Source organism: Priestia sp. YIM B13551 (assembly GCF_042787905.1).
Classification (GTDB): Bacteria; Bacillota; Bacilli; order Bacillales; family Bacillaceae_H; genus Priestia.
In genome coordinates this window covers 269,794-290,030 of the sequence record NZ_JBHZOX010000001.1, presented here as the reverse complement: position 1 = coordinate 290,030, position 20,237 = coordinate 269,794, and the positions used below count along the sequence as shown (strand labels likewise).

20 protein-coding genes are annotated in these 20,237 nt (G+C 39.1%); 5 read left to right on the top strand and 15 right to left on the bottom strand.

Translation table 11 applies throughout. The features are described from left to right. Positions 1–87: 87 nt before the first annotated feature. Both ACFX4N_RS01490 and ACFX4N_RS01485 read left to right on the top strand, forming a co-directional pair. Positions 88–675 (top strand): beta-class carbonic anhydrase, encoded by a 588-nt coding sequence (locus tag ACFX4N_RS01490; RefSeq protein WP_029322103.1) that lies wholly within the window; start codon positions 88–90, stop codon positions 673–675. A gap of 16 nt (positions 676–691) precedes the next feature. Continuing rightward, entirely contained in the window at positions 692–2,311 is a 1,620-nt protein-coding gene (locus ACFX4N_RS01485) for a SulP family inorganic anion transporter (protein ID WP_029322105.1), read from the top strand. A gap of 42 nt (positions 2,312–2,353) precedes the next feature. Here ACFX4N_RS01485 and ACFX4N_RS01480 read toward each other — a convergent pair whose 3' ends face one another. Both ACFX4N_RS01480 and ACFX4N_RS01475 read right to left on the bottom strand, forming a co-directional pair. Next, positions 2,354–3,037 carry a response regulator transcription factor gene (locus ACFX4N_RS01480; RefSeq protein ID WP_013057296.1) on the bottom strand — a complete coding sequence of 228 codons (684 nt, stop codon included), beginning with the start codon at positions 3,035–3,037 and terminating at the stop codon, positions 2,354–2,356. Further along, on the bottom strand, positions 3,015–4,505 hold the full coding sequence (locus ACFX4N_RS01475) for a sensor histidine kinase (RefSeq protein ID WP_029322108.1): 1,491 nt from the start codon (positions 4,503–4,505) through the stop codon (positions 3,015–3,017). The genes ACFX4N_RS01480 and ACFX4N_RS01475 overlap by 23 nt, the downstream gene beginning before the upstream one ends. Before the next feature lie 270 nt (positions 4,506–4,775). On the opposite strand from ACFX4N_RS01475, the gene ACFX4N_RS01470 reads away from it, so the two are divergent. Next, complete coding sequence (locus ACFX4N_RS01470; RefSeq protein ID WP_377260712.1) at positions 4,776–5,273, top strand: GNAT family N-acetyltransferase; 498 nt, start codon at positions 4,776–4,778, stop codon at positions 5,271–5,273. Positions 5,274–5,299: 26 nt separating this feature from the next. Here the strand turns inward: ACFX4N_RS01470 and ACFX4N_RS01465 are convergent, their stop codons facing one another. The 3 genes from ACFX4N_RS01465 to ACFX4N_RS01455 form a co-directional block, all read right to left on the bottom strand. Next, positions 5,300–5,734, bottom strand: coding sequence for an MFS transporter (locus ACFX4N_RS01465; RefSeq protein WP_234419891.1), 435 nt, complete (start codon positions 5,732–5,734; stop codon positions 5,300–5,302). A 175-nt stretch (positions 5,735–5,909) separates the two neighbouring features. Further along, a complete protein-coding gene (locus ACFX4N_RS01460; protein ID WP_377260709.1) occupies positions 5,910–6,449 on the bottom strand; it encodes an SMI1/KNR4 family protein in 540 nt (179 codons plus the stop codon). Between the two features lie 155 nt (positions 6,450–6,604). Then, positions 6,605–8,197, bottom strand: a complete 1,593-nt coding sequence (locus ACFX4N_RS01455) for an APC family permease (protein ID WP_013057301.1) — start codon at positions 8,195–8,197, stop codon at positions 6,605–6,607. Between the two features lie 249 nt (positions 8,198–8,446). On the opposite strand from ACFX4N_RS01455, the gene ACFX4N_RS01450 reads away from it, so the two are divergent. Both ACFX4N_RS01450 and spoIIP read left to right on the top strand, forming a co-directional pair. Next, positions 8,447–10,015 carry an RQC-minor-2 family DNA-binding protein gene (locus ACFX4N_RS01450; protein WP_192100387.1) on the top strand — a complete coding sequence of 523 codons (1,569 nt, stop codon included), beginning with the start codon at positions 8,447–8,449 and terminating at the stop codon, positions 10,013–10,015. A 160-nt stretch (positions 10,016–10,175) separates the two neighbouring features. Next, positions 10,176–11,345 (top strand): stage II sporulation protein P, encoded by a 1,170-nt coding sequence (gene spoIIP, locus ACFX4N_RS01445; RefSeq protein WP_029322119.1) that lies wholly within the window; start codon positions 10,176–10,178, stop codon positions 11,343–11,345. Positions 11,346–11,371: 26 nt separating this feature from the next. Here spoIIP and cobO read toward each other — a convergent pair whose 3' ends face one another. Genes cobO through ACFX4N_RS01395 form a run of 10 tightly spaced genes read right to left on the bottom strand, consistent with a single transcriptional unit; the run spans position 11,372 to position 20,234 of the window. After that, positions 11,372–11,911: a cob(I)yrinic acid a,c-diamide adenosyltransferase gene (gene cobO / locus ACFX4N_RS01440; RefSeq protein WP_013057304.1), complete on the bottom strand. Its 540-nt coding sequence runs from the start codon at positions 11,909–11,911 to the stop codon at positions 11,372–11,374. Positions 11,912–11,942: 31 nt separating this feature from the next. Next, complete coding sequence (locus ACFX4N_RS01435; RefSeq protein WP_013057305.1) at positions 11,943–12,512, bottom strand: nitroreductase family protein; 570 nt, start codon at positions 12,510–12,512, stop codon at positions 11,943–11,945. 20 nt (positions 12,513–12,532) lie between these two features. Continuing rightward, the gene (cobA, locus tag ACFX4N_RS01430) at positions 12,533–13,303 is read right to left on the bottom strand and encodes a uroporphyrinogen-III C-methyltransferase (protein WP_057273281.1); all 771 of its coding nucleotides are present in this window, start codon (positions 13,301–13,303) and stop codon (positions 12,533–12,535) included. Next, entirely contained in the window at positions 13,300–14,682 is a 1,383-nt protein-coding gene (locus ACFX4N_RS01425) for a cobyrinic acid a,c-diamide synthase CobB (RefSeq protein ID WP_013057307.1), read from the bottom strand. Before ACFX4N_RS01425 ends, cobA begins: the two co-directional genes overlap by 4 nt. A 13-nt stretch (positions 14,683–14,695) precedes the next feature. Then, positions 14,696–15,820: a cobalt-precorrin 5A hydrolase gene (locus tag ACFX4N_RS01420; RefSeq protein WP_013057308.1), complete on the bottom strand. Its 1,125-nt coding sequence runs from the start codon at positions 15,818–15,820 to the stop codon at positions 14,696–14,698. Continuing rightward, on the bottom strand, positions 15,817–16,593 hold the full coding sequence (gene cobM / locus ACFX4N_RS01415) for a precorrin-4 C(11)-methyltransferase (protein WP_328234253.1): 777 nt from the start codon (positions 16,591–16,593) through the stop codon (positions 15,817–15,819). The genes ACFX4N_RS01420 and cobM overlap by 4 nt, the downstream gene beginning before the upstream one ends. After that, positions 16,590–17,291, bottom strand: a complete 702-nt coding sequence (gene cobI, locus ACFX4N_RS01410) for a precorrin-2 C(20)-methyltransferase (RefSeq protein ID WP_013057310.1) — start codon at positions 17,289–17,291, stop codon at positions 16,590–16,592. The genes cobM and cobI overlap by 4 nt, the downstream gene beginning before the upstream one ends. 2 nt (positions 17,292–17,293) lie before the next feature. After that, entirely contained in the window at positions 17,294–18,490 is a 1,197-nt protein-coding gene (locus ACFX4N_RS01405; protein WP_029322125.1) for a bifunctional cobalt-precorrin-7 (C(5))-methyltransferase/cobalt-precorrin-6B (C(15))-methyltransferase, read from the bottom strand. Next, complete coding sequence (locus tag ACFX4N_RS01400) at positions 18,480–19,583, bottom strand: cobalt-precorrin-5B (C(1))-methyltransferase (RefSeq protein WP_028413119.1); 1,104 nt, start codon at positions 19,581–19,583, stop codon at positions 18,480–18,482. Before ACFX4N_RS01400 ends, ACFX4N_RS01405 begins: the two co-directional genes overlap by 11 nt. Positions 19,584–19,586: 3 nt before the next feature. Continuing rightward, positions 19,587–20,234, bottom strand: coding sequence for a precorrin-8X methylmutase (locus ACFX4N_RS01395; protein WP_013083415.1), 648 nt, complete (start codon positions 20,232–20,234; stop codon positions 19,587–19,589). Positions 20,235–20,237: the final 3 nt, after the last annotated feature.

Sequence of the window (20,237 nt, the reverse complement as noted above, 5' to 3'; positions counted from 1 at the left end):
AAATTTTAATATTTTATTTAGTTCGTTTTTAACTCTTATCTTTAGACTAAAAAATAAGTTAAAAATAAATAACGCAGGAGGAAAACAATGACTTGTCTATCTGAAGTTTTAAAGTTTAATGAAAAATTTGTAACAAATAATCAATTTGAGGCTTTTCAAACATCCAAATTTCCTAACAAAAAAATAGTGATCTTAACTTGTATGGATACACGTTTGTTAGAATTACTTCCTAAAGCCATGGGGCTAAAAAATGGAGATGCAAAAATAGTGAAAAATGCCGGAGCTGTTATCTCCCATCCCTTTGGCAGCGTCATGAGAAGTATATTAGTTGCCGTCTACGCTTTGCAAGCTGATGAAGTATGTGTCATCGGTCATCATGAATGTGGAATGACGGGCATGAAAGCTGAAGCTATTTTAGCCTCTGCTGAACAAAGAGGGATTAGCATGGAACAGATTCGTAATCTAAAATATGCTGGTATTGATTTAGAATCATGGCTGACTGGGTTTGAGTGTGTAGAAGATAGTGTCGAAAACAGTGTGGATATGATTCGAAATCACCCTTTATTACCAAAAGACGTGCTTGTTTCTGGAATGGTTATTCATCCTTCAACAGGAAAGCTTGACGTTGTTGTAAACGGCTATTCCCAAGACCGAACTGAAACCGTAAGCTCATGAAGGAGGATTTTATCGAATGCTAAAAGATAACCGATTTCAAGGCTATTCAGCACGGCATTTACAAAAAGACATTATCGCCGGTTTGGTTGTTGGGGTCGTTGCTATTCCTTTAGCAATGGCCTTTGCCATCGCTTCTGGTGTAAGACCTGAATACGGGATTTATACAACCATTATCGCAGGGATTATGGTTTCAATATTAGGCGGATCGAAATTTCAAATTGCAGGTCCAACAGGTGCATTTGTTCCGGTGCTGCTTGGAGTTGTCATGCAATATGGTTATGAGAACCTCATTATTGCCGGCTTTATGGCTGGAATTATGATTACGCTTCTCGGAATATTTAAGCTAGGGAAATTTATAAAGTTTATTCCGCGCCCTGTGACGATTGGATTTACAGCAGGAATTGCGATTATTATTTTCTCAGGTCAGATCGCTAATTTTTTAGGATTAAAAGGAATTGCAAAACATGAGGAATTTCATTTAAATATGATTGAAATCCTACGAAAAATTGCAACGATTAACATTTACAGCGTCATCATAGCCGCTATTTGTTTAGCTATCGTGATTACAACGCCAAAGTTTTTACCTAAAATTCCCGGTGCCCTTCTAGGTCTTCTTGTCTCCACACTTGTAGCCATTACACTGTTCCCAGGAAAAGTTGCAACGATTGGCTCTACTTACGGTGCCATTCCGAGTAAACTACCATCTTTTAGCTTCCCAGATTTAACATGGGATAACATCGTGATGCTATTTCCAGCTGCCTGCGTAATTGCGATGCTTGGAGGTATTGAATCTTTACTATCGGCTGTTGTTGCTGATAATATGGCCAAAACCAAGCATAATAGCAATAAAGAGCTTGTGGGCCAAGGAATTGCTAATATCGCTACCTCGCTATTTGGAGGAATTCCAGCAACTGGTGCCATTGCCAGAACAGCTACCAATATCAAAAACGGCGCAGCTTCTCCATTATCAGGAGTCATACACGGCTTAGTTGTTTTATTGGTCCTTGTGATGCTTGCTCCTTATGCATCAAACATTCCGCTGGCAAGTATGGCACCTATTTTAATGTTTGTGGCTTGGAATATGAGTGAGCGTAAAGAATTTGCGCATATTTTAAAAACCAAGTCGGCTGATTCATTTGTACTTGTAGCTACGTTTTTATTGACAGTTTCAATCGATTTAACAACAGGTGTAGGCGTGGGTCTACTTTTAGCTATTGTCATGTTCGTGAAACGAATGAGCGGATCACTGAAGATTTCCAAGGTTTTAGCGGAAACATCTGAGAACGCTCACAAATCTGAATTGATGGAATATACCATGCAAGGATCTCTTTTCTTTGGATCGGCTGAAGTATTAGAAGATTCCTTTGATAACATCGCTGAAGCGAAACCGAAAGTTTTGTTGCTTCGAATGAGCCAAGTATCCTTTATTGATACATCTGGAGAAGCTTTACTATCGAAGGTGGTCGAACGTTTGAAAGATTCGCATAGCCAAGTCGTTATTTCCGGCTTACAGCACCAGCCAAAAGAAATGTTAAAGTCAACCGGTCTATATGATAAAATCGGTGAAAAAAATATATTTTCTTCCGAACCTCCCGTGAGTAAGATTAAAGCTCGTCATAGAATCGTTACTACGTAATAAAAAAGAGATCGGAACGATTAATCGTTCCGATCTCTTTTTTTAAATATTAAACCGGTACCCTGCTCCCCAAACCGTTTCTAGGTACTGAGGATCTGCTGGGTTTTCTTCTAACTTTTCTCTTAGTTTTCGAATGTGAACTGTTACGGTTGAAATGTCTCCTGAAGAATCAAATCCCCAAATTTTTTCAAATAGATGTTCTTTACTTAATACTTGATTTGGATGAGAAACGATAAACTTCAGCAAATCGAATTCCTTCGCTGTAAAAAACACTTCTTTATCATTGACAAATACTCTTCTAGCGAGCGTGTCAATCGCTAAGCCATGAATACGAATCATACGCTTTTCCTGCTTATCAGAGAGTCTTTCATATCTCGCTAAATGCGCTTTGACTCTTGCGACCAGCTCCCCAGGGCTGAATGGCTTGGTAATATAGTCATCTGCACCTAGCCCGAGCCCTCTAATTTTATCGATTTCTTCTTTTTTAGCTGAAACTAAAATGATTGGAATATCTTTTGCAGCTCGAATTTGCTTACACACTTCAAATCCGCTCACTTTAGGGAGCATAATATCCAAAATAACCAGATCAAAATGTTCATTTAACGCTTTTTCTAATCCCTTATCACCGCTATATTGAACGTCTATTTCAAAATCGTTAATTTCTAAATAATCTCTTTGCAATTCAGCAATACTTACTTCATCTTCAATTAACAATATCTTCTTCATGTGTATCACCATTTTCATTCATTTTTTGCAAAGAAAAGAAAATACTTGTTCCTTCGCCAAGCTTACTTAATGCCCAGATGTCTCCCCCGTGGCGTTCAACAATTTGTTTTGCAATGGCCAGTCCAAGTCCACTTCCTCCAGTATTGCTATTGCGGGACTGTTCTGCTCGATAAAACCGGTCAAAAATATGCGCTAATGCTTCCGATGAAATCCCTGCGCCATTGTCTTTCACTTCAATAATGAGTTCACTTTCGGTAGCAGAAAGAACGATATCGATTCTTCTTCTTTCTTTATCCATAAATTTAATGCTGTTGGTTGTTAAATTTATTAAAACTCTTCGCAGCTGCTCAGCATCTGCCTTTGCATACAGCGTCGTTAGAGAATCATTAGAAAATAAAACATCAATATCATGTTCGCTCATTTCAAACTGAAGCTCTTGCACATAACTTTCCATAAATGCAGAAATATTAAGTTTTTTAAACACAAATGGAATTTCGTGCAAATCCAATTTAGAAAATAAAAACAGCTCATCGATTAACGCATTCATGTCTTTTGCTTTCGTTGAAATCGTTAACAAATATTTAGAAAGCTTATCTGGCGTATTAGCTACTCCATCTTGAATTCCTTCTACATATCCTACAATGGAAGTAATAGGAGTTCGTAAATCGTGTGAAATACTTGAAAGCAGCTGCTTTCGGTTATCTTCATATTGAATTTGCAGTTCAACAGAAGATTTTAGTTTTTGCCTCATTTCTTCAAAAGCTTGCGTTAATTCGCCTATTTCATCCTTTGAATTAGCAGAGATCTCAAAGTGAAGATCACCTTGTTTTATTTTTTCAGCCGCTTCTTTTAATTCACGAATGGGTTTAATAATGCTTCTTGAAACAAGATAGTTTAAAAATCCAATAATCACAATTACTAAAATTAATAGTAGAAAGATTAAAAAAGGGAAAATTCGATTAATAATGCCTACATAAGGGCTGATTTTTCGCAAAACGTAAATGCTTCCTTTTTCTTGATTCGAGAAAGGAAAATCAAGGTTGATATATGTAAAGTACTGCTTGCCTATGCGCAGCATGTCCTGCTGATACGAATGATTTCCTTTACTTTTTTGATGCTTTGGCAAGTATTTACGGAGGTTTTCTCCTTTAATGGATTCTGAAGCATATACAACCTCTGTATTTTTTTGAATCACAATATCAATATTTTCAAATTCATATTTTTTAACCGTCTCCGGCCGCAGCAGCTGCTCCGGTTTTTCTTCACTCAATAACTTTAAATCTAAGAATGCATTTTCTTCTTCTGGCGTTAACAATTTATACTCATAGGAGTGACTGTACAGTTTTCTTACAAAATCGGCGTCTCCAGTAATGGAGAAGAAAATGAGAAAGCCCGATAAAAAAAGCAAAATAATAAAGACAAACACAATACTGATATACGTTAAAATAAAACGCAGCTGAATTGACATTACTTACCCTATGCCCCTTTGGCTTTAACAAAACTATTTGATAGACTAGTAAAGGTGAATAACAAATAGATCGTTAGACATTATACATATAGCAAAAATTAAAACAACAAAACAAATGTATATTCTCACTTTACCGTGATAGAGTGAGAATGAACACCACCTTTTTTACCATTTTATGAATTACTGGAAAATTATGATCTATTTTTCATAATATTCTTAGGCTGAAAGGTATACTATATGCCTTAATATTTTTAAAAAGGAGATTTTTTAATGAAAATTATTAAAGCTACTTCCTCTCACATCTCTTCTGTTGCCCGTCTGTACGTTGACAGCTGGCGCATTACATACAAAGGATTAGTACCTGATGCTTATTTAAAAAGCTTATCTTATAAACAAAGTACAGAAAAATGGTCCCTTTTTCTTACCGAGTCTTCTCATTTTATTTTGCTCGCTATCGATGAACGAGGAAAGATTGTCGGCTTTTCAGCAGGTAAGCCTCATTTGTCCCGTGCTGAAATATACGCGCTATACGTTTGCAAGGAAGTGCAAAACCAAGGAATTGGTCACCTTCTATTTTCTCATTCAGTAAAAGAATTTGCTGATCAGCAATATACGTCTATGATTATTTGGGCTATGAAGAAAAATAAGAAAGCCGTTCAGTTTTATAAAAAATCAGGCGGCAAAAAAATCTTGAATCGCACAAGTCAGTTTGGAGAAACTAAAGTTGAAGACGAAGCATACGGTTGGGAACGTCTTCCTTCTATATAAATAAACGAGCACACTAGTGTGCTCGTTTATTTGATAGGAACTCCTGTCGAAGAATTCTCTGGAGCTTGAGTTCGTTTTAGAAAAAAAGATAAGACGTGGGCAATCACTCCAACGATAGTAGCAATAAAAAATGCTTGCTGCAATCCGGAAATCAGTCCATTCACTTTTGCTAAAGCTGTATTTGGTTCATTTACCCCTTTTACGTAACTCTCTTTTCCAGAAGACATAATACTGACAAATAGCGCAGTTCCAATTGCTCCGGACACTTGGTGTAATGTATTCATTATTGCTGTGCCATGAGGATACAGCTGCTTAGGGAGCTGATTTAACCCGGTAGTCTGTGCAGGCATCGTCACCATAGAAGTACCAATCAACATCATCACGTGTAGCGCAACAACATAAGCTACACTCGTAGAAGCAGCGAGTTGACTAAAAAGTACAAGAGACAGGATAACGAGCACAAGACCTGGAGTGACTAATGCTTTAGGACCAAACTTATCAACAACTCAGACATTAGACAATTTCTATACAATCATACTCATAACCTTTTAGAATCGCTGCGCTGTTCTAGCTTATAATGACTATACAAAAAGCAGAACGATTATACGCTCTGCTTTTAAGTTCGAGAAGATAATATTATTGAGCCGTCGTCTTTTTGTCCGTTGAATGAACTTTATTACAAAGCTCATTCCAGTGCCAAAAACAATTCCCTTGACTCACTATAAAACAATCCAGCCATTTCTGAAAATTCATATGTAATACATGTGCATCTTGAAACGATGCGTTCCGCTTTTTTACTATTATATATGCAGAGTGCGCTGATTTTTTGGAGTCAATGATAATCTCTTCTTCTCCAACAGACCCAATTGTCATATAGAGACTCTGACTTTTATAAGCTGTTTCTCTTACATCTTCTAAGCTATAAAGATTCCCTGCTATTTTTTTGTCAGCATCAATGAACAAATTACACCCATTTGTTAGCTGCAAAAACTGCTTGTAGTCTTCAGGAAGTGATACATGCATTTCTTCTTCAAAAACATTCAGTTGATTCTTGCTTACTCCATCAAAAAAAGCACAAGTGGTTCTGTATACTTCTCCTTCATTTTTACACACTTCTATAACATTATTGTTTTCCCACAGCCGCTTTCGAAGTGAATTTATTATTTTTTCAATCATACTCTTCCTCCAAGCGTTGGATTTAAAACGGTTACATTACATTAATTAAACAATAATGTGCTAATTCCTTCTTTCCTACTAAATTATACGACAAACTTTAGAAATTCATGTTCAAATAACATAGAAAAAAGCAGCGAATATCGCTGCTTTACAGGTTATACAGGTGCTTTTTCTTCCTGTTCAGGATGGTGATCGTAATCAATAAGCGCTTTTGGAAGGCCCGTATATTTAGCCCAATAATAAATCCCAAGAGATACGACCGCTATGATAATTAAGTCTACAGGCGTATCGATCAAACCCTTTCCTCCGCCGAACGAACCAATATAAGAAATAAAGAGCATGATGATATAATAAGCAACTAACCACCAAGTTGATTTAATCTGCTGACGAAGACTTACTTCGTTTTTAGGCACATATTTAGCAAAAATCAAATATATAACAAACATAACCAATTGAGAAGTTAACAGCCATGAAATAGTCTTCCATCCTGACCAGTAGACAATAAAGGAAGCAAAAATAAAGGATAATGGACCAATTATACTCATTCCTCTTAATTTAAAAGGCTTTTCCAAATCTTTTGCGTTCACCATAAAGGCCGCTGATGAAATTGGTGCAATTGCGTAAGAAAGAATAAGCGCAACAGAGCATACGTTTACGAGTGCATTCCATGAAGGAAATGGCAGTGTCCAAAAAATCGAAAGTCCTAATGAAAGCCATAGAGATGATCGAGGAATCCCTGTTTTTTTATCCACATGAGCAAACGTTTTAAATAGCGTACCGTTACGAGACCAAGCATAGATAAGTCTAGATGTTGTATTCATAAAAATATTACCGTTACCACCTGGTGATAAAATGGCGTCTAAAATAACAAGTGTTGCTAGCCACCCAAGACCAAGAACAACAGCGATGTCTTTAAATGGCAGTGAGAATTTATCTTGAATGCCGGACCAACCGCCTTTAATCATGTCAGATGGAATAGCTCCGATAAATAATACTTGTAGAGCAGTATAAATGAGAGCTGCTAGAATGATACAAATCACAAGAGCAATTGGAATATTACGCTGAGGATTTTTCACCTCTCCAGCTACCGATACAATTGGATGAAGGCCTAAGTAGGCAAACATAACCCCGCCTGTGGCAATGGCGGCCTGGATACCATCAAACCCCCCGGGAGCAAACTCTCCCATCGTAAAGTTTCCTGACTTAAAATAAAATGCCAGCGTTACGATTACTGTAAGCGGCACAAAATATTTAAAAATAGAAATAATAATATTCGATTTCGCAAATGCTTTTACACTCCAGTAATTGAGTAAAAAGAATAAGCAAAGCAACACAAATTGTAGAATCCATCCAGATATCGTCGGTGAATCAGATCCAGATTTTGTTAAACCTGGAAACCAGTAGGCCACATACTGTCTCACAGCTGTTACTTCGATAGCGATTAGGCTAGTGTACGCTACAATAGTAATAAATGAAATCATATAGCCTACAAGATGACCGTGTGAATAAACAGGATATCGAATAATTCCTCCTGTACGAGGCAAGGCAGCCCCTAGCTCAGCGTATACAAGGCCTATTAATAAAATAATAACTCCACCAATAACCCAAGAAAAACTTCCTGCAGGACCGGCTTGCGTAGCTACATTACTAACGGCAAACAGCCAAGCGGAGCCAAAAATAGCCCCTAATCCAATCAATGTTAAATCTAATAGGGATATCGTCTTTTTAAACGGACCTTTATTCTCCATAAGCTTCCTCCTTTGGATGAATCATCACTTTTGTTGTTTTTTTTGACAACATTCATATATATTCGATAATATGTGTCAAAATTTTTATTACTATACCCATTCAAAATTACTTTGAATCCCTTTTCTTGATTTCTACAGATTAATTAACAGAAAATTTTAAAAAATAGCTCTTATATTCAAGACACACTAAAACTTTTTCTTCTCTTCTTTAATAGGTAAAATACTCAATAAATGAAAGGAGTTAGACAAATGACTTTACCAGAAAATTTGCCTGTTGATTTTACAGCTTACAACCACTTAACATTCCTTCCGCTCGGACGCAAAAATAAATCGATTCGGTCCTTAGGAAGTAAACATACTAAAGGGCTACTTGGACGTTTAAATGACTACTTTGAGCGAGCAATGAATGAGTTATCTCAAGAAGATATAGTCCTTTTTCAAACGTTCTTATATGGAAGTCATAGGGGCGGTTTTCCCGTCGCAATTGATAAAAATGAAGACGTTTATCCTCACTTTTGGAAACCAACTTCATTTCTATGGAAAGAATATAATAAGAATCGCGGCATTCCTATTCATCATGATGAGTTTTATTCTCAAGATTTTACGGTTTTAACTAAAAATGAGTTGGAAAACTACCTCGGAAGTATTATGAAAGATTACATGTTTTGCGCTAGGATACATGATTCTTCCAAAGAAGAATGGATTCAACATATTAATAAGTGTTTCTTCAAACATCCGCTCATTTCCCTTTATCATCGAAATACAGATGTGATTGAAGCAATTGAACAATCAAAAAAATCACCTTTGCTTTTTATTATGAAAAACCCTGAGCAAATTGCTTTTTGGCGCAATCGGATTGAAATCATTATGAGACCTTTTCGATCTCTTCCTTACACCGCCTTTGAGAGAGGATTTTCAGATACGGAAGATACGGTATTAACTGTTCACGGAGAAAAAGAGATCATTCGCTTAACTTCAGAAAACAGAGGTCTCGCCGTAACATATGATGTTGCAAATGATGCTATTTCACTCGATGATGAGTATAATGTAGTGCTAGCAGCGAAACGCTTAGCTACAACTCAGCGTCAGTTCGAAGAGATTATAGATGAAAATGAAGAAGTGATTCAAAAACTACTGGTCTTTTTTAAATGGAAAAGTCTTTTAAAGCATCATGAAGTGCACATCAAAGAAATCCAAGACAAATTGTGCAGCCTAACCACTTATCAACTTAATCAAAGACAAGTTTTACAGGAAAACGATCCCTTTCTTTCCTTCATTCAAAAGGTATTACAAGTAAAAACACCGAATGCAAAGCTCGAAGTTGGTTCCATTCAATGGTTTTCACAATGGAATTTTCCAGATGTCACCCTGCTGCAGGAAACAAACAAATTTACATGTTGTATGGATCCAAACGAAATAGAAAAGAAACTGACAGAAATAAGCGCTAAGATAGAAAATGAACTTCATAAGCAGCGTCAGGATCTGCTTTCGACTCCGCTAAAAATCGGTCAAATAACTTTTGATTCAAACCAAATGCTACGGTTACTAACACTTATAGATACCTTAAAGAACACGGAAACTCAGCAGAGTTACGTACAAATTTTAGAAGGTGTTTCTACTAACAGCATTCGTCAAAAAGAGCTCGATAAAATACCCGCATTTGGATTGTTAAGTTCCGTAAAGCGCAAGCGCATCGTTACGTATTTACAAGAATTACAAAACTATCAGCTGCTAAAAAAAGAGAAAAAAGGATTCAGCCTCACTCCAAAAGGCGAAGCCATCCGACGTCTATTTGAAGAAGAATCACGGAGAATATGAGATTATATCTCGCGTGATTCTTCTTTTTTGATTTTGAAGACTACTTTCTCTATTAAATGCTTATCATAATTAGAAGTCTCCATTCATATAATCATTACTAGATTAGCAAAGTCCTTCATACCTATTAGCCTGATGCTGACATAGAGAGGAGATTTCGCCATTGAAATCTAGTAATCGCGCCAATTTTGTAGTGTTAACATATAAGATGGTTCTTGTTATTTTATCCATTGTTTTAATGACATCATCTATCATTGTTCTAGTGAGCTACTCAGCATTTAAAGAACAGTTCAATTCTTCTATTGTCTATCAAACGTTATCGAGGCATAAAGCAGAAAGCCTTTATTATTTGATGAGCCAGGAAAATCATCATTTTTCAACGGCTTTTGATAAAAATTACTCGCCTCCAGGTCTTTCTTCTACACTGCTAGAGTTATCAACAAGTATTCGAGCAGAAGACGCGAGAAGCTTGTTTGGTTCAGAACTTCCTGGATTCAGTATTTATGACTCCAATATTATCATCGCCGGTGAAGGCACAAATTTCACAAACTTCCCTAGAGAATCTGCACCGCCGTTAGATGAAACGCTAAAAGAAAGAAATTCTACTACAAAAGTTCAGCAACCTAAAGAAAACAATGGTACGAATGCTCCAAATAATAATACAACTGGCGGAAAAAAGGTATTTTATATTTATCATACGCACAGCTGGGAATCTTACTTGCCTCTGTTAGGACTTGAAGGTGATCCAGATGCTAATAAAGCTGTAGATAGCAAAACCAATATTAATATAGTCGCAAATATGCTAGGAAAAGATTTAGAGGCTCAGGGAATTGGAACAGAAGTAGATCAAACCAATATTGGACAGAAATTAAAAGAAAAAGGTTGGAACACCAATCAATCGTATGCCATGTCTCGTACAGTCATTGAGACGGCGATGACTGAGAATAGAGATTTAACTTACTTTATCGATTTGCACCGAGATTCGCTTCGAAAAGATAATACAACCATTAAGATTAACAATAAATCGTATGCAAAAGTTGTGTTTGTTTTAGGGAAAGCGAATCAAAATTTTGAACAAAACTTAAAGATGGCAAAAGCGCTTCATGAAGGTCTTGAAAAGAAATATCCTGGGTTAAGCCGCGGAGTTATTGGCAAAAACAAATCCAGCGGTAACGGTGTATATAACCAAGATGTTTCTAAAAATGCGATTTTAATTGAAGTGGGCGGAGTTGATAATAACTTTGACGAATTAACCAACACAGCAAAAGCACTGTCTGATGTCATTAGCCAATTTTACTGGCAAGCTGAAAAAGTAGATGCCCCTGCTCAATAAAAAAAGCCCTCTTAACTGAGGGCTTTTTAAAATTCAATTCCTTTTACAGCAGGAATTCCTTCATCATAATAATGTTTATGAGGCTTCATTTCCGTCACAAGATCTGCTGCATCCATCACTTCTTTTTTGGCAGAACGCCCCGTAATGACCAAATGCATATGCTCAGGGCGCTTTTGAATAAGGTCAATTACTTCGTGTAGCGGTAGCACATCATCAATAGGAAATTTCTCGATAGCCAGTGCATTATTTAACTCGTCCAAAATAACTACATCATATTCGTTCGAGAAGACTTTTTCCTTCGTTAGCGCCCAAGCTTTTTGCAAAGCTTCGCGATGTTCAGGCGGTGTTTTTGTCCACGTAAAGCCCACTCCTGTTTGAATCATTTCAATTCCTATTCTGTCAAACATCAGCTTTTCGCCATATGTACGCTGAGGAGATTTAATAAATTGAATCATTAATACTTTTTGTCCGCGTCCCGTAGCGCGCAACGCAAGACCTAAAGCAGCGGTTGTTTTCCCTTTACCGTCTCCGGTATAAATTAACGTAAGACCCCGTTTGTCTTTCAATCTAAAAACCTCTTTTTCTTCGAATTTCAGTTTACAGCCATGTTGTTTTTTCTGTAAACGGTGTTCTAGCAGGCTCTTTCATTTTTGTAAGAGACTCTTCATTTGGATAGCCTAGAAATACGTTTCCTACTACGACTTTACCTGAAGGCTTGCCGATAAACTCATACAGCCTCTCGTCTCGAACAAGACCAACGCCTCTTGTTCTCCAAACGAATCCAAGACCTAGTTCTTTAGCTGCTAGCCACATGGAATGAATCGCGCATGAAACCGCATATTTGTTGTCTTCAGTGGCTTCTTCGTCTCCTTCAACTGTGTCAGCTGTTACGACGATATGTACAGGTGTATTTTTTACTGCTTTTAACGAACTTTCTACTAAATGAGGCTTTGTAGGAAAGCGCTCCTTTAAATAAGCTTCAGCCAGTTCTTCATACTTCTTTTTTGCTTCTCCTTGAATCACATAAAAGCTCCAAGGCTCTCTCATTCGGTCATTTGGAGCCCACGTCGCTGCTTCAAGCAGCTGTTCGATTTTCTCTTGCTCCACTTCACGTGCTTCATGATCTCGTACCGCTCTTCGTTCTTTTAGCTGTGAGATAATCGTCATATTGTCTCCTCCTTTTAACATTAAAGCAGAATATTTTCCGCTCTTTCTTCGAACCATTTTATTTTTTCTCTAATTGTCACTACTTCACCTACAAGCACGATGGCAGGATGAGCAATTTCTGCTTTTTTTGCTATTTCTTCGATTGTGGCAAGCGTTCCCGTTACGGTGCGCTGATACTTCGTCGTTCCCCATTGGACAAGCGCTACTGGCGTATGTTTATCTCGTCCATGGTCCATCAACTGCTTGCATATATGAGGTAAATTTCCAACACCCATATAAAACGCAATTGTATCTATTCCTTGAGAAAGCGCTGACCAGTTTAAATAATCTTTTCCTTTTTCTTCTCTTCCATGACCCGTTACAATCGCAAAAGAAGTGGCATGATCTCTATGGGTAACCGGAATTCCTGCATAAGCTGGAGCTGCAATTCCTGAGGTGATACCAGGAACGACTTCGTAAGGAATTCCTTGAGTAGCAAGTACTTCAGCTTCCTCTGCTCCGCGGCCAAACACAAAAGGATCGCCTCCTTTTAAGCGCGTCACTACTTTTCCTTGAAGTGCTTTTTCAACAAGCAGTTCGTGGATACGATCTTGGATGACTCCGTGCTTGCCCGGTAATTTCCCGCAAAAAATAAGCTCCGCATCTTTTTTAGCATAGTTTAACAACTGTTCGTTGGCTAAGCGGTCATATAAAATAACATCTGCTTCTTGAATACACTCCATTCCATATACGGTTATTAGCTTCGGATCTCCTGGTCCGGCTCCTACTAAATATACTTTTCCAACTGTCACACGGCATCTCTTCTTTCTTTTTTTACCGCTTTACACTGTTCCACCCAGTTTTCTACCATCTCCGTAGAAGAGCCGAAATGAAAGTGCGTATAGCCGGCAATTAAATTATTGTTCATATAGCCTTCTTCTTTCATTCCTCGCATCCCTTTTGTATCATAGGCAGGCGAAAACTCTTTCTCTGAATGAAAGGTTGAATAATGAAATTCATGGCCTTTAGCTCGTATATCGCCTTTAAATAAAAAATTCCCCGGCTTTCCCGTCACTTCTCGGTATCCTAAAGCAGCTAATTTTGTCTGCATTCTTACTTGTCCGGGAATAAGCCCCACCATTTCATGGCATGTATCATCTGTTGTGACAATAGCATCTGTTAAGAACATAAAGCCTCCGCACTCAGCAAGCGTAGGAATTCCTTTTTGGATGGCTGCTCGAACAGAATTTTTAACGTCGATTTGCTGAGCCAGCGTTTCAGCAAATTCTTCTGGAAATCCGCCTCCTATATAAAGACCGTCAGCATCTTGCGGAACCGTTTCTCCTTTTAAAGGCGAAAATTCTACAAGCTCTGCTCCGTAAGCTTTTAACAATTCGAAATTTTCTTCATAATAAAAGTTAAAAGCCGCATCTCTCGCTACAGCAATTTTCACTTGAGGTACGGACGGCTTTGTAAAGATAGGATCATTAATTTCTATTTTAGGAGCTAAAGCCAGTTCATATACTTTTTCGATATCAATTGTATCATGAACAAGCTTTCCTAACTGTTCAAAAAACGGTGTTAACTCTCCTCGTTCAATCGACGGAATGAGCCCGAGGTGACGTTCAGGAATCGTAAGATCATCGTTTCTTTTCAAGTAGCCTACTACAGGGATATGACATTCCTGCTCAATCGCTGCCTTAACAAGTTTATAATGTCCTTCACTTCCAACCCGGTTAGCAATCACCCCGACGATGTTCGCTTCGGGTAAAAATTGCTGAAACCCTTTTACAATCGCCGCTGCACTTCTAGCCATACTAGCACAGTTGACAACTAAAAGGACAGGGCTATTGGTGATTAAGCTGATTTCTGCTGTTGTTCCTTCATTCGTTAACGGATTTTTCCCATCGAAAAATCCCATAACTCCTTCCATGATGGAAATATCAGCATCTTCACTAGTACGAGCGACAATTTCTCTAACCATATCGTGTTCAAGCATCCAGCTGTCTATATTTCGAGACGTTCGTTCTGTAACAGCCGTATGATACGTTGGATCAATATAATCGGGTCCGCATTTAAACCCTTGAACTCTGTAACCGGCTTGTCTTAATGCTGCCATCAGCCCGATTGTAAGGGTTGTTTTCCCTACGCCACTTCCGGTACCGGCAATGACGAGTCTTCTGTTTGACATGTTGTTCTCTCCTTTAGTCATATGGAATAAGTGCCACTGAAATGGTTACATTCCCTGACTTTTTCTTCACAAGTTCAAGCTTATCAGCACCGCTGTATAACATAGCAGCAGGTTCACTAACGCCATATGCACCTGTATATTTAAAGACAGTATCTGAAGGCTGTTGGATACTTATGCTGTTTAGCTCTTGGGGCGAATAATAGACAAACTCCCAGCCGTACTTAGACGCCACTTCTAACAGCCCTTCTTCATCTTTCTTTAACTCTATTGTACATAATGCTTTTACACTTTTCATTGAAAACTGAAGTTCAGCAAGCGTTTTTTCAATAACGGTTTCAATTTCAGCTGTACTTGTCCCTCGATTGCATCCCATCCCAATCGCTAATACTTTTGGCCGGTAAAGAACACCGTTTTCTAAGATTGCTTCTTCCTCTTTTTTTAAATTGCGATGCGTTACGACCAAAGCAGCATGTGGCGATGCTTCAAGAGCTGTCTGAATCGATGAATATGTTTTAATGTTAGCTGGAACAGGGTGCTCATAATGCCACCAGTTCTTTTCACCTGATTCTTGAACCACTGCTATTTCTTCTTCATTCACCACAGAAGCGCTGACAGGCGTTAGTTTTTCTGCTGATTCCCACACCCATCCAAAGCGCTTACCAAATAAATCAACCGGAATTGTTTTTTGCACATCGGATGCTGTTGTAATAACAGGATGAGCTTCAAGAGCTGCCGCAACTTCACGCGTAAGCTCATTTGCTCCTCCGATATGACCTGAAAGCACGCTGATGACATTTTCGCCTTTATCATCAATGACAACAACCGCAGGATCCGTTTTCTTATCTTTTAAAATAGGTGCAATCATACGTACAACTGCTCCCAGTGAGATAATAATAATAAGTCCTTTATATGATTCAAAAAGAGAAGGCAAAAGCATCCGAACGCTTCCTGAAAACAGCTGAATGTTCTGCTCTTGTTCGTCTCCTTTTTCAAACTTGCTCATGTAATACACATCAGACTGCTGAAAAGTGCGGCCTAGATTTCTTGCAATTTCTACGCCGTGCTTCGTGATGGCCACGACAGCATAATCCCCGCGCTGTGTAATGAGGGCTTTTCTTCCTTCTTGGAGTTGAATCATTCCGACTTCACTCCTCTTCGAAAGCCATGGGTAAATGTTTTATCATAAAGTTTTGAGCGATAATCTTTGTCATGAATGTGGGGGTCAAGTGCCCAGCCTGCCAAAATCATCGCCTGCTTGCGAATGCCGTTTGTTCGCATAGCGTCATCGAGGTCTTTTACCGTTGTGCGAACAATTTTTTCATCTGGCCACGTTGCTTTATAGACTACTACAACCGGCGTATCCTCACTCCAACCGGCGTTTATAAATTCTTTCATTACTTTTTTTGTGAGCGTCGCGCTTAAAAATAACGCAATCGTACATTTATGTTTTGCTAAATCGGTTAATTTTTCAAACTCAGGCACAGGCGTTCTTCCTTCAGCACGAGTTAAAATAACCGTTTGAGTCAAATCTGGAATGGTTAATTCTGCCTCAGCCGCTGCTGCAGCAGCGAATACGGAGCTGACGCCCGGAACGATTTCAATATCAACGCCTTCTCTTTTTAAAAGCACCATTTGTTCCATAATGGCTCCGTACATAGCAGGATCTCCGGTATGAACTCTTACAACCATTTTTCCTTCACGCATGCGATCAAGCATCGTACCGACCATTTCTTCTAAATGCATACCCGCTGTTTTTAACACTTCAGCTCCTGGTTTAGACTTAGCAACTAGCTCTTGACTTACCAGTGAGTCAGCGTATAAAACAACATCTGCTTGCTGAAGTAATTTTAAGCCTTTTACGGTAATTAAATCTGGATCTCCGGGTCCAGCTCCGATTATGTATAACTTCATTTTCTCACCACCATTAGCGTTAAGTATTGTAAATCTGCTCCTTCTAGTTCTGAAGCTTTCCAGATAATTTCTTCATCTGACGTTACTTTTGTCACCACTGACGCTTTTTCAAGCAGATCAAGCTCTTTTAAAAGACCAACCATAAAATCGATGACTTTGGCCACTTTAATAAAAATGACGCAGTCGTTTTCCATTAATACTTTTTTCATTGTTTCATAATCTTCACGAGCAGGAACAATTGCTACGTGTTCATCACCGTCTGCTAACGGAATACCTAAACGAGATGCAGCTCCATTAATGGATGAAATACCAGGAATTACTTGAATCGGAGCTTCAGGGTGACGTTCTTGCATCAGGCGCATCATGTGAATAAACGTACTGTAAAGCATAGGGTCACCCTCTGTGACAAATGCTACATCTTTTCCTTCCTGGAGCTTTTCCCATACTCGTTCTACCGTTTCGGTCCATTTTCTTTCCAAAATAGCAGGATCTTTTGTCATTGGAAACACAAGGCCAAGCATATCTTTTTCATTTGCACTGAAATAGACATCAATAATTTTTTGGGCATAGCTTTTGCTTCCTTTTTGCTTTTTAGGATACGCAATAACAGGTGATTCTTTTAATTTACGAAATGCTTTTACTGTAATAAGTTCTGGATCTCCCGGTCCAACTCCAAGTCCGTACAATGTTCCAATCATATTCATTCTCCTCTTCTGGCTGTAATAATATAAATGGGGTTTAAAGCGTCAAATCGCGTTAAATGTAAAATGGGCTTGCTTCTCGAAATTTGTGCAAGGGTAACAGCAGTCTCAAAGCCTCGTTCTTTAAAAGCTTTCATCGCTTCTGCTAAATTTTCAATCGTTACGGCATTTAATACGATGCGCCCTCCTGAATTTAATCGACTGCAGCAAACATCTAAAATTGTTTCCATGCCTCCTGCTGTACCTCCAATAAACACCGCATCAGGATCAGCAAACTCATTGAGTCCTTCCGGTGCTTTTCCGTGCACAGTGTGGGCGTCTACTCGAAATTTCGATAGATTTTCCCTGCAGTTTTCTAAGTCTGCTTCATTTTTTTCCACGGCAAAAATTTGTCCTTCACGCGCAATTTTAGCCGCTTCAATTGCGACTGAACCCGTACATGTTCCGATATCCCATACGACGCTGTCTCTCTTTAGCTGCAGGGCGCTAATACTAAGTGTACGAACTTCTTTTTTGGTAATAAGTCCTTTGTCCGGCTTGCGTTGAATAAATTCATCGTCCTCTATTCCAAGAGGCCAGACTGGGCTCTTTTCTACCTGCTTTAATATCACGACATTAAGCGGAGAAAAGAGTTGATTCGCCGCCTCTTCCAGCGAAAGCAGCTGACAGCGCTCCGTTTCTCCACCTAGGTTCTCTGCCACAAACATCTTGTATTCTGTCATGCCGAATGATAATAAGTAGTTTGCCAGAGCACTAGGAGAATTTTGCTCATCGGTTAAAATCGCCACTTTTTTATAGCCGTCAATGCGCTGAGCCAGTCCCTTCATGCTTCTGCCGTGCACGCTTGTAAAATAAGCGTCTTGCCATCGCTCTTTTAGACGTGAGAATGCAAGCTGAATAGAACTTAAATAAGGATATATTTCAACGTCTAGCTTCGTAGAAAGATAGCTCCCAATTCCGTAAAATAACGGGTCGCCTGAGGCTAACACAACCGCATTTCCTTCTTCGTTTTTTAAACGTTCAACAAGAGGAGAAAGACCCCCTTCAATCGCTACTTTTTCTCCTTCGAAATCTTGAAAAAAATCCAGGTGACGCTTTCCTCCAATTAGCACATCACTTTCATACACCCACTGTTCATACATAGGAAGCAAACTTAACTTCCCATCGTCACCAATTCCAATAATTTTAATTGCCATGTTGCACCGCCTGTCCTAAAAAATCTCCTTTTAATGTGTAAAGAGACGTATCGACATCGATTCCGTCCCCTACTTCCTTTAATGCTGATAAACAGCAGTACTCGCACAGTTTTTCAAAAAACTGATGATGACCGCTTTGCGTCATTAAATCTCCCACTTGAGAAGCTGTGTTTGCACCTTTTATTTCTTCTACCAGTTCAGCAGAAGCGCCTGACTCAGAAGCCGCTTTTGCTAAAAAATTAAAATCAATGGGTGCACTTTTTGAATGAACCATCATAACGCCTTGCGCGACTTTTGAAAACTTTCCCATCATGCCTACAAGCGACACTTTTTTCATTCCTTGCTTTTTACATTGTTTTAAAGTAAATCCAACAAAATCTCCCATTTCGATAAATGCTTCTTCCGGAAGTTCAGGGAACTGTTTCATTCCATACTTTTCGCTTCGGCCCCCTGTCGTAATGACAACGTGCTCACAATTACTCGCTTTAGCAACGCTGATGGCCTGCACGATACTTGCTTTATAAGCAGCTGTTGAGAACGGAACGACAATCCCCCGCGTCCCCAGTATCGAAATGCCTCCTAAAATACCTAGACGCGCATTTAATGTCTTTTTCGCCATTTCTTCTCCTTCAGGAACCGAGATGACAATCTTAACGCCTTTTTGTATATTGTATTCAGCTAGAAGCTGCTCAGCCGTTTCTTTCAGCATCTTTCTTGGAACAGGGTTAATGGCTGCCTCACCGACAGGAACTGGGAGGCCGGGCTTTGTCACACGCCCTACTCCCACTCCTCCATCAATGATAATGTCTGCACCATTACACCACGAAACTTCAGAAATAATCAGCGCTCCGTGCGTGGCATCGGGATCGTCTCCAGCATCTTTAATGATGCTAGCTACAGCGCTGCTTGTGCGATACTCGCATTCTTCAAGATGAAATGTAGCAAAGCGGCCGACAGGTAAGTAAATCGTTGACTCATCTTGCACTTCTCCTGAAATTAGCGTAAGCAGAGCTGCTCTCGTAGCTGCCGTTGCACAAGCGCCCGTCGTATAGCCTTCTCTGAGTTTCTTAGGTTCTTTTGGTACTTCCTTCATGCGTTACACCTGATCTGCAAGAATTGAAATTGCATTTAATGCAGCAACCGTTACCGTACTGCCGCCTTTTCGCCCGATGTTTGTAATAAACGGCACGTCAAGTTTTGCAAGTTCTTCTTTAGATTCAGCTGCTGAAACAAATCCTACCGGCAGACCAATAACAAGCCCAGGCTTCGCTTCTCCTTCTTTAATCAAACGAATTAATTCAAGTAAAGCTGTGGGTGCGTTCCCAATTGCAAAAATTCCTCCGTCTGCTTCTTTGATGGCTTTTCGCATAGAAATAATTGCACGCGTTGTATTTAAGCGCTTTGCTTCTTCCATTACGTCCGGATCTGAAATATAAACTTTGATTTCACCGCCGTGTTTTTCAATTCGCTGCTTGTTTGTTCCTACTTGCACCATTTGTACATCTGCAACCACTTGCTTGCCGCTGCGAATGGCTTTAATTCCTGCTTGAATCGCATCCGGATGAAACAGCATGCTGCGTCCAAGCTCAAAGTCTGCAGACGCATGAATTACGCGCTGAACAATTGGGTACTGTTCGTCTGTAAACGGATGAGGCCCAAGCTCTTCTGTAATCATTTCAAAACTTTTTCCTTCAATTTGCTGAGGCTGAACAGTTAACGGTTTAAATTCTGTACGAAAATCCATCTC

Coding starts and splice junctions, on each gene's coding strand:
- ACFX4N_RS01435 (WP_013057305.1), bottom strand. CDS start 12,512: ATGACGATTATCTCACAGCTAAAAGAACGAAGAGCGGTACGAGATCAT.
- ACFX4N_RS01450 (WP_192100387.1), top strand. CDS start 8,447: ATGACTTTACCAGAAAATTTGCCTGTTGATTTTACAGCTTACAACCAC.
- ACFX4N_RS01475 (WP_029322108.1), bottom strand. CDS start 4,505: ATGTCAATTCAGCTGCGTTTTATTTTAACGTATATCAGTATTGTGTTT.
- cobM (WP_328234253.1), bottom strand. CDS start 16,593: ATGAAGTTATACATAATCGGAGCTGGACCCGGAGATCCAGATTTAATT.
- ACFX4N_RS01425 (WP_013057307.1), bottom strand. CDS start 14,682: ATGTCAAACAGAAGACTCGTCATTGCCGGTACCGGAAGTGGCGTAGGG.
- cobI (WP_013057310.1), bottom strand. CDS start 17,291: ATGATTGGAACATTGTACGGACTTGGAGTTGGACCGGGAGATCCAGAA.
- ACFX4N_RS01400 (WP_028413119.1), bottom strand. CDS start 19,583: ATGAAGGAAGTACCAAAAGAACCTAAGAAACTCAGAGAAGGCTATACG.
- ACFX4N_RS01460 (WP_377260709.1), bottom strand. CDS start 6,449: ATGATTGAAAAAATAATAAATTCACTTCGAAAGCGGCTGTGGGAAAAC.
- ACFX4N_RS01455 (WP_013057301.1), bottom strand. CDS start 8,197: ATGGAGAATAAAGGTCCGTTTAAAAAGACGATATCCCTATTAGATTTA.
- ACFX4N_RS01470 (WP_377260712.1), top strand. CDS start 4,776: ATGAAAATTATTAAAGCTACTTCCTCTCACATCTCTTCTGTTGCCCGT.
- ACFX4N_RS01405 (WP_029322125.1), bottom strand. CDS start 18,490: ATGGCAATTAAAATTATTGGAATTGGTGACGATGGGAAGTTAAGTTTG.
- ACFX4N_RS01485 (WP_029322105.1), top strand. CDS start 692: ATGCTAAAAGATAACCGATTTCAAGGCTATTCAGCACGGCATTTACAA.
- ACFX4N_RS01490 (WP_029322103.1), top strand. CDS start 88: ATGACTTGTCTATCTGAAGTTTTAAAGTTTAATGAAAAATTTGTAACA.
- ACFX4N_RS01420 (WP_013057308.1), bottom strand. CDS start 15,820: ATGATTCAACTCCAAGAAGGAAGAAAAGCCCTCATTACACAGCGCGGG.
- ACFX4N_RS01480 (WP_013057296.1), bottom strand. CDS start 3,037: ATGAAGAAGATATTGTTAATTGAAGATGAAGTAAGTATTGCTGAATTG.
- ACFX4N_RS01395 (WP_013083415.1), bottom strand. CDS start 20,234: ATGGATTTTCGTACAGAATTTAAACCGTTAACTGTTCAGCCTCAGCAA.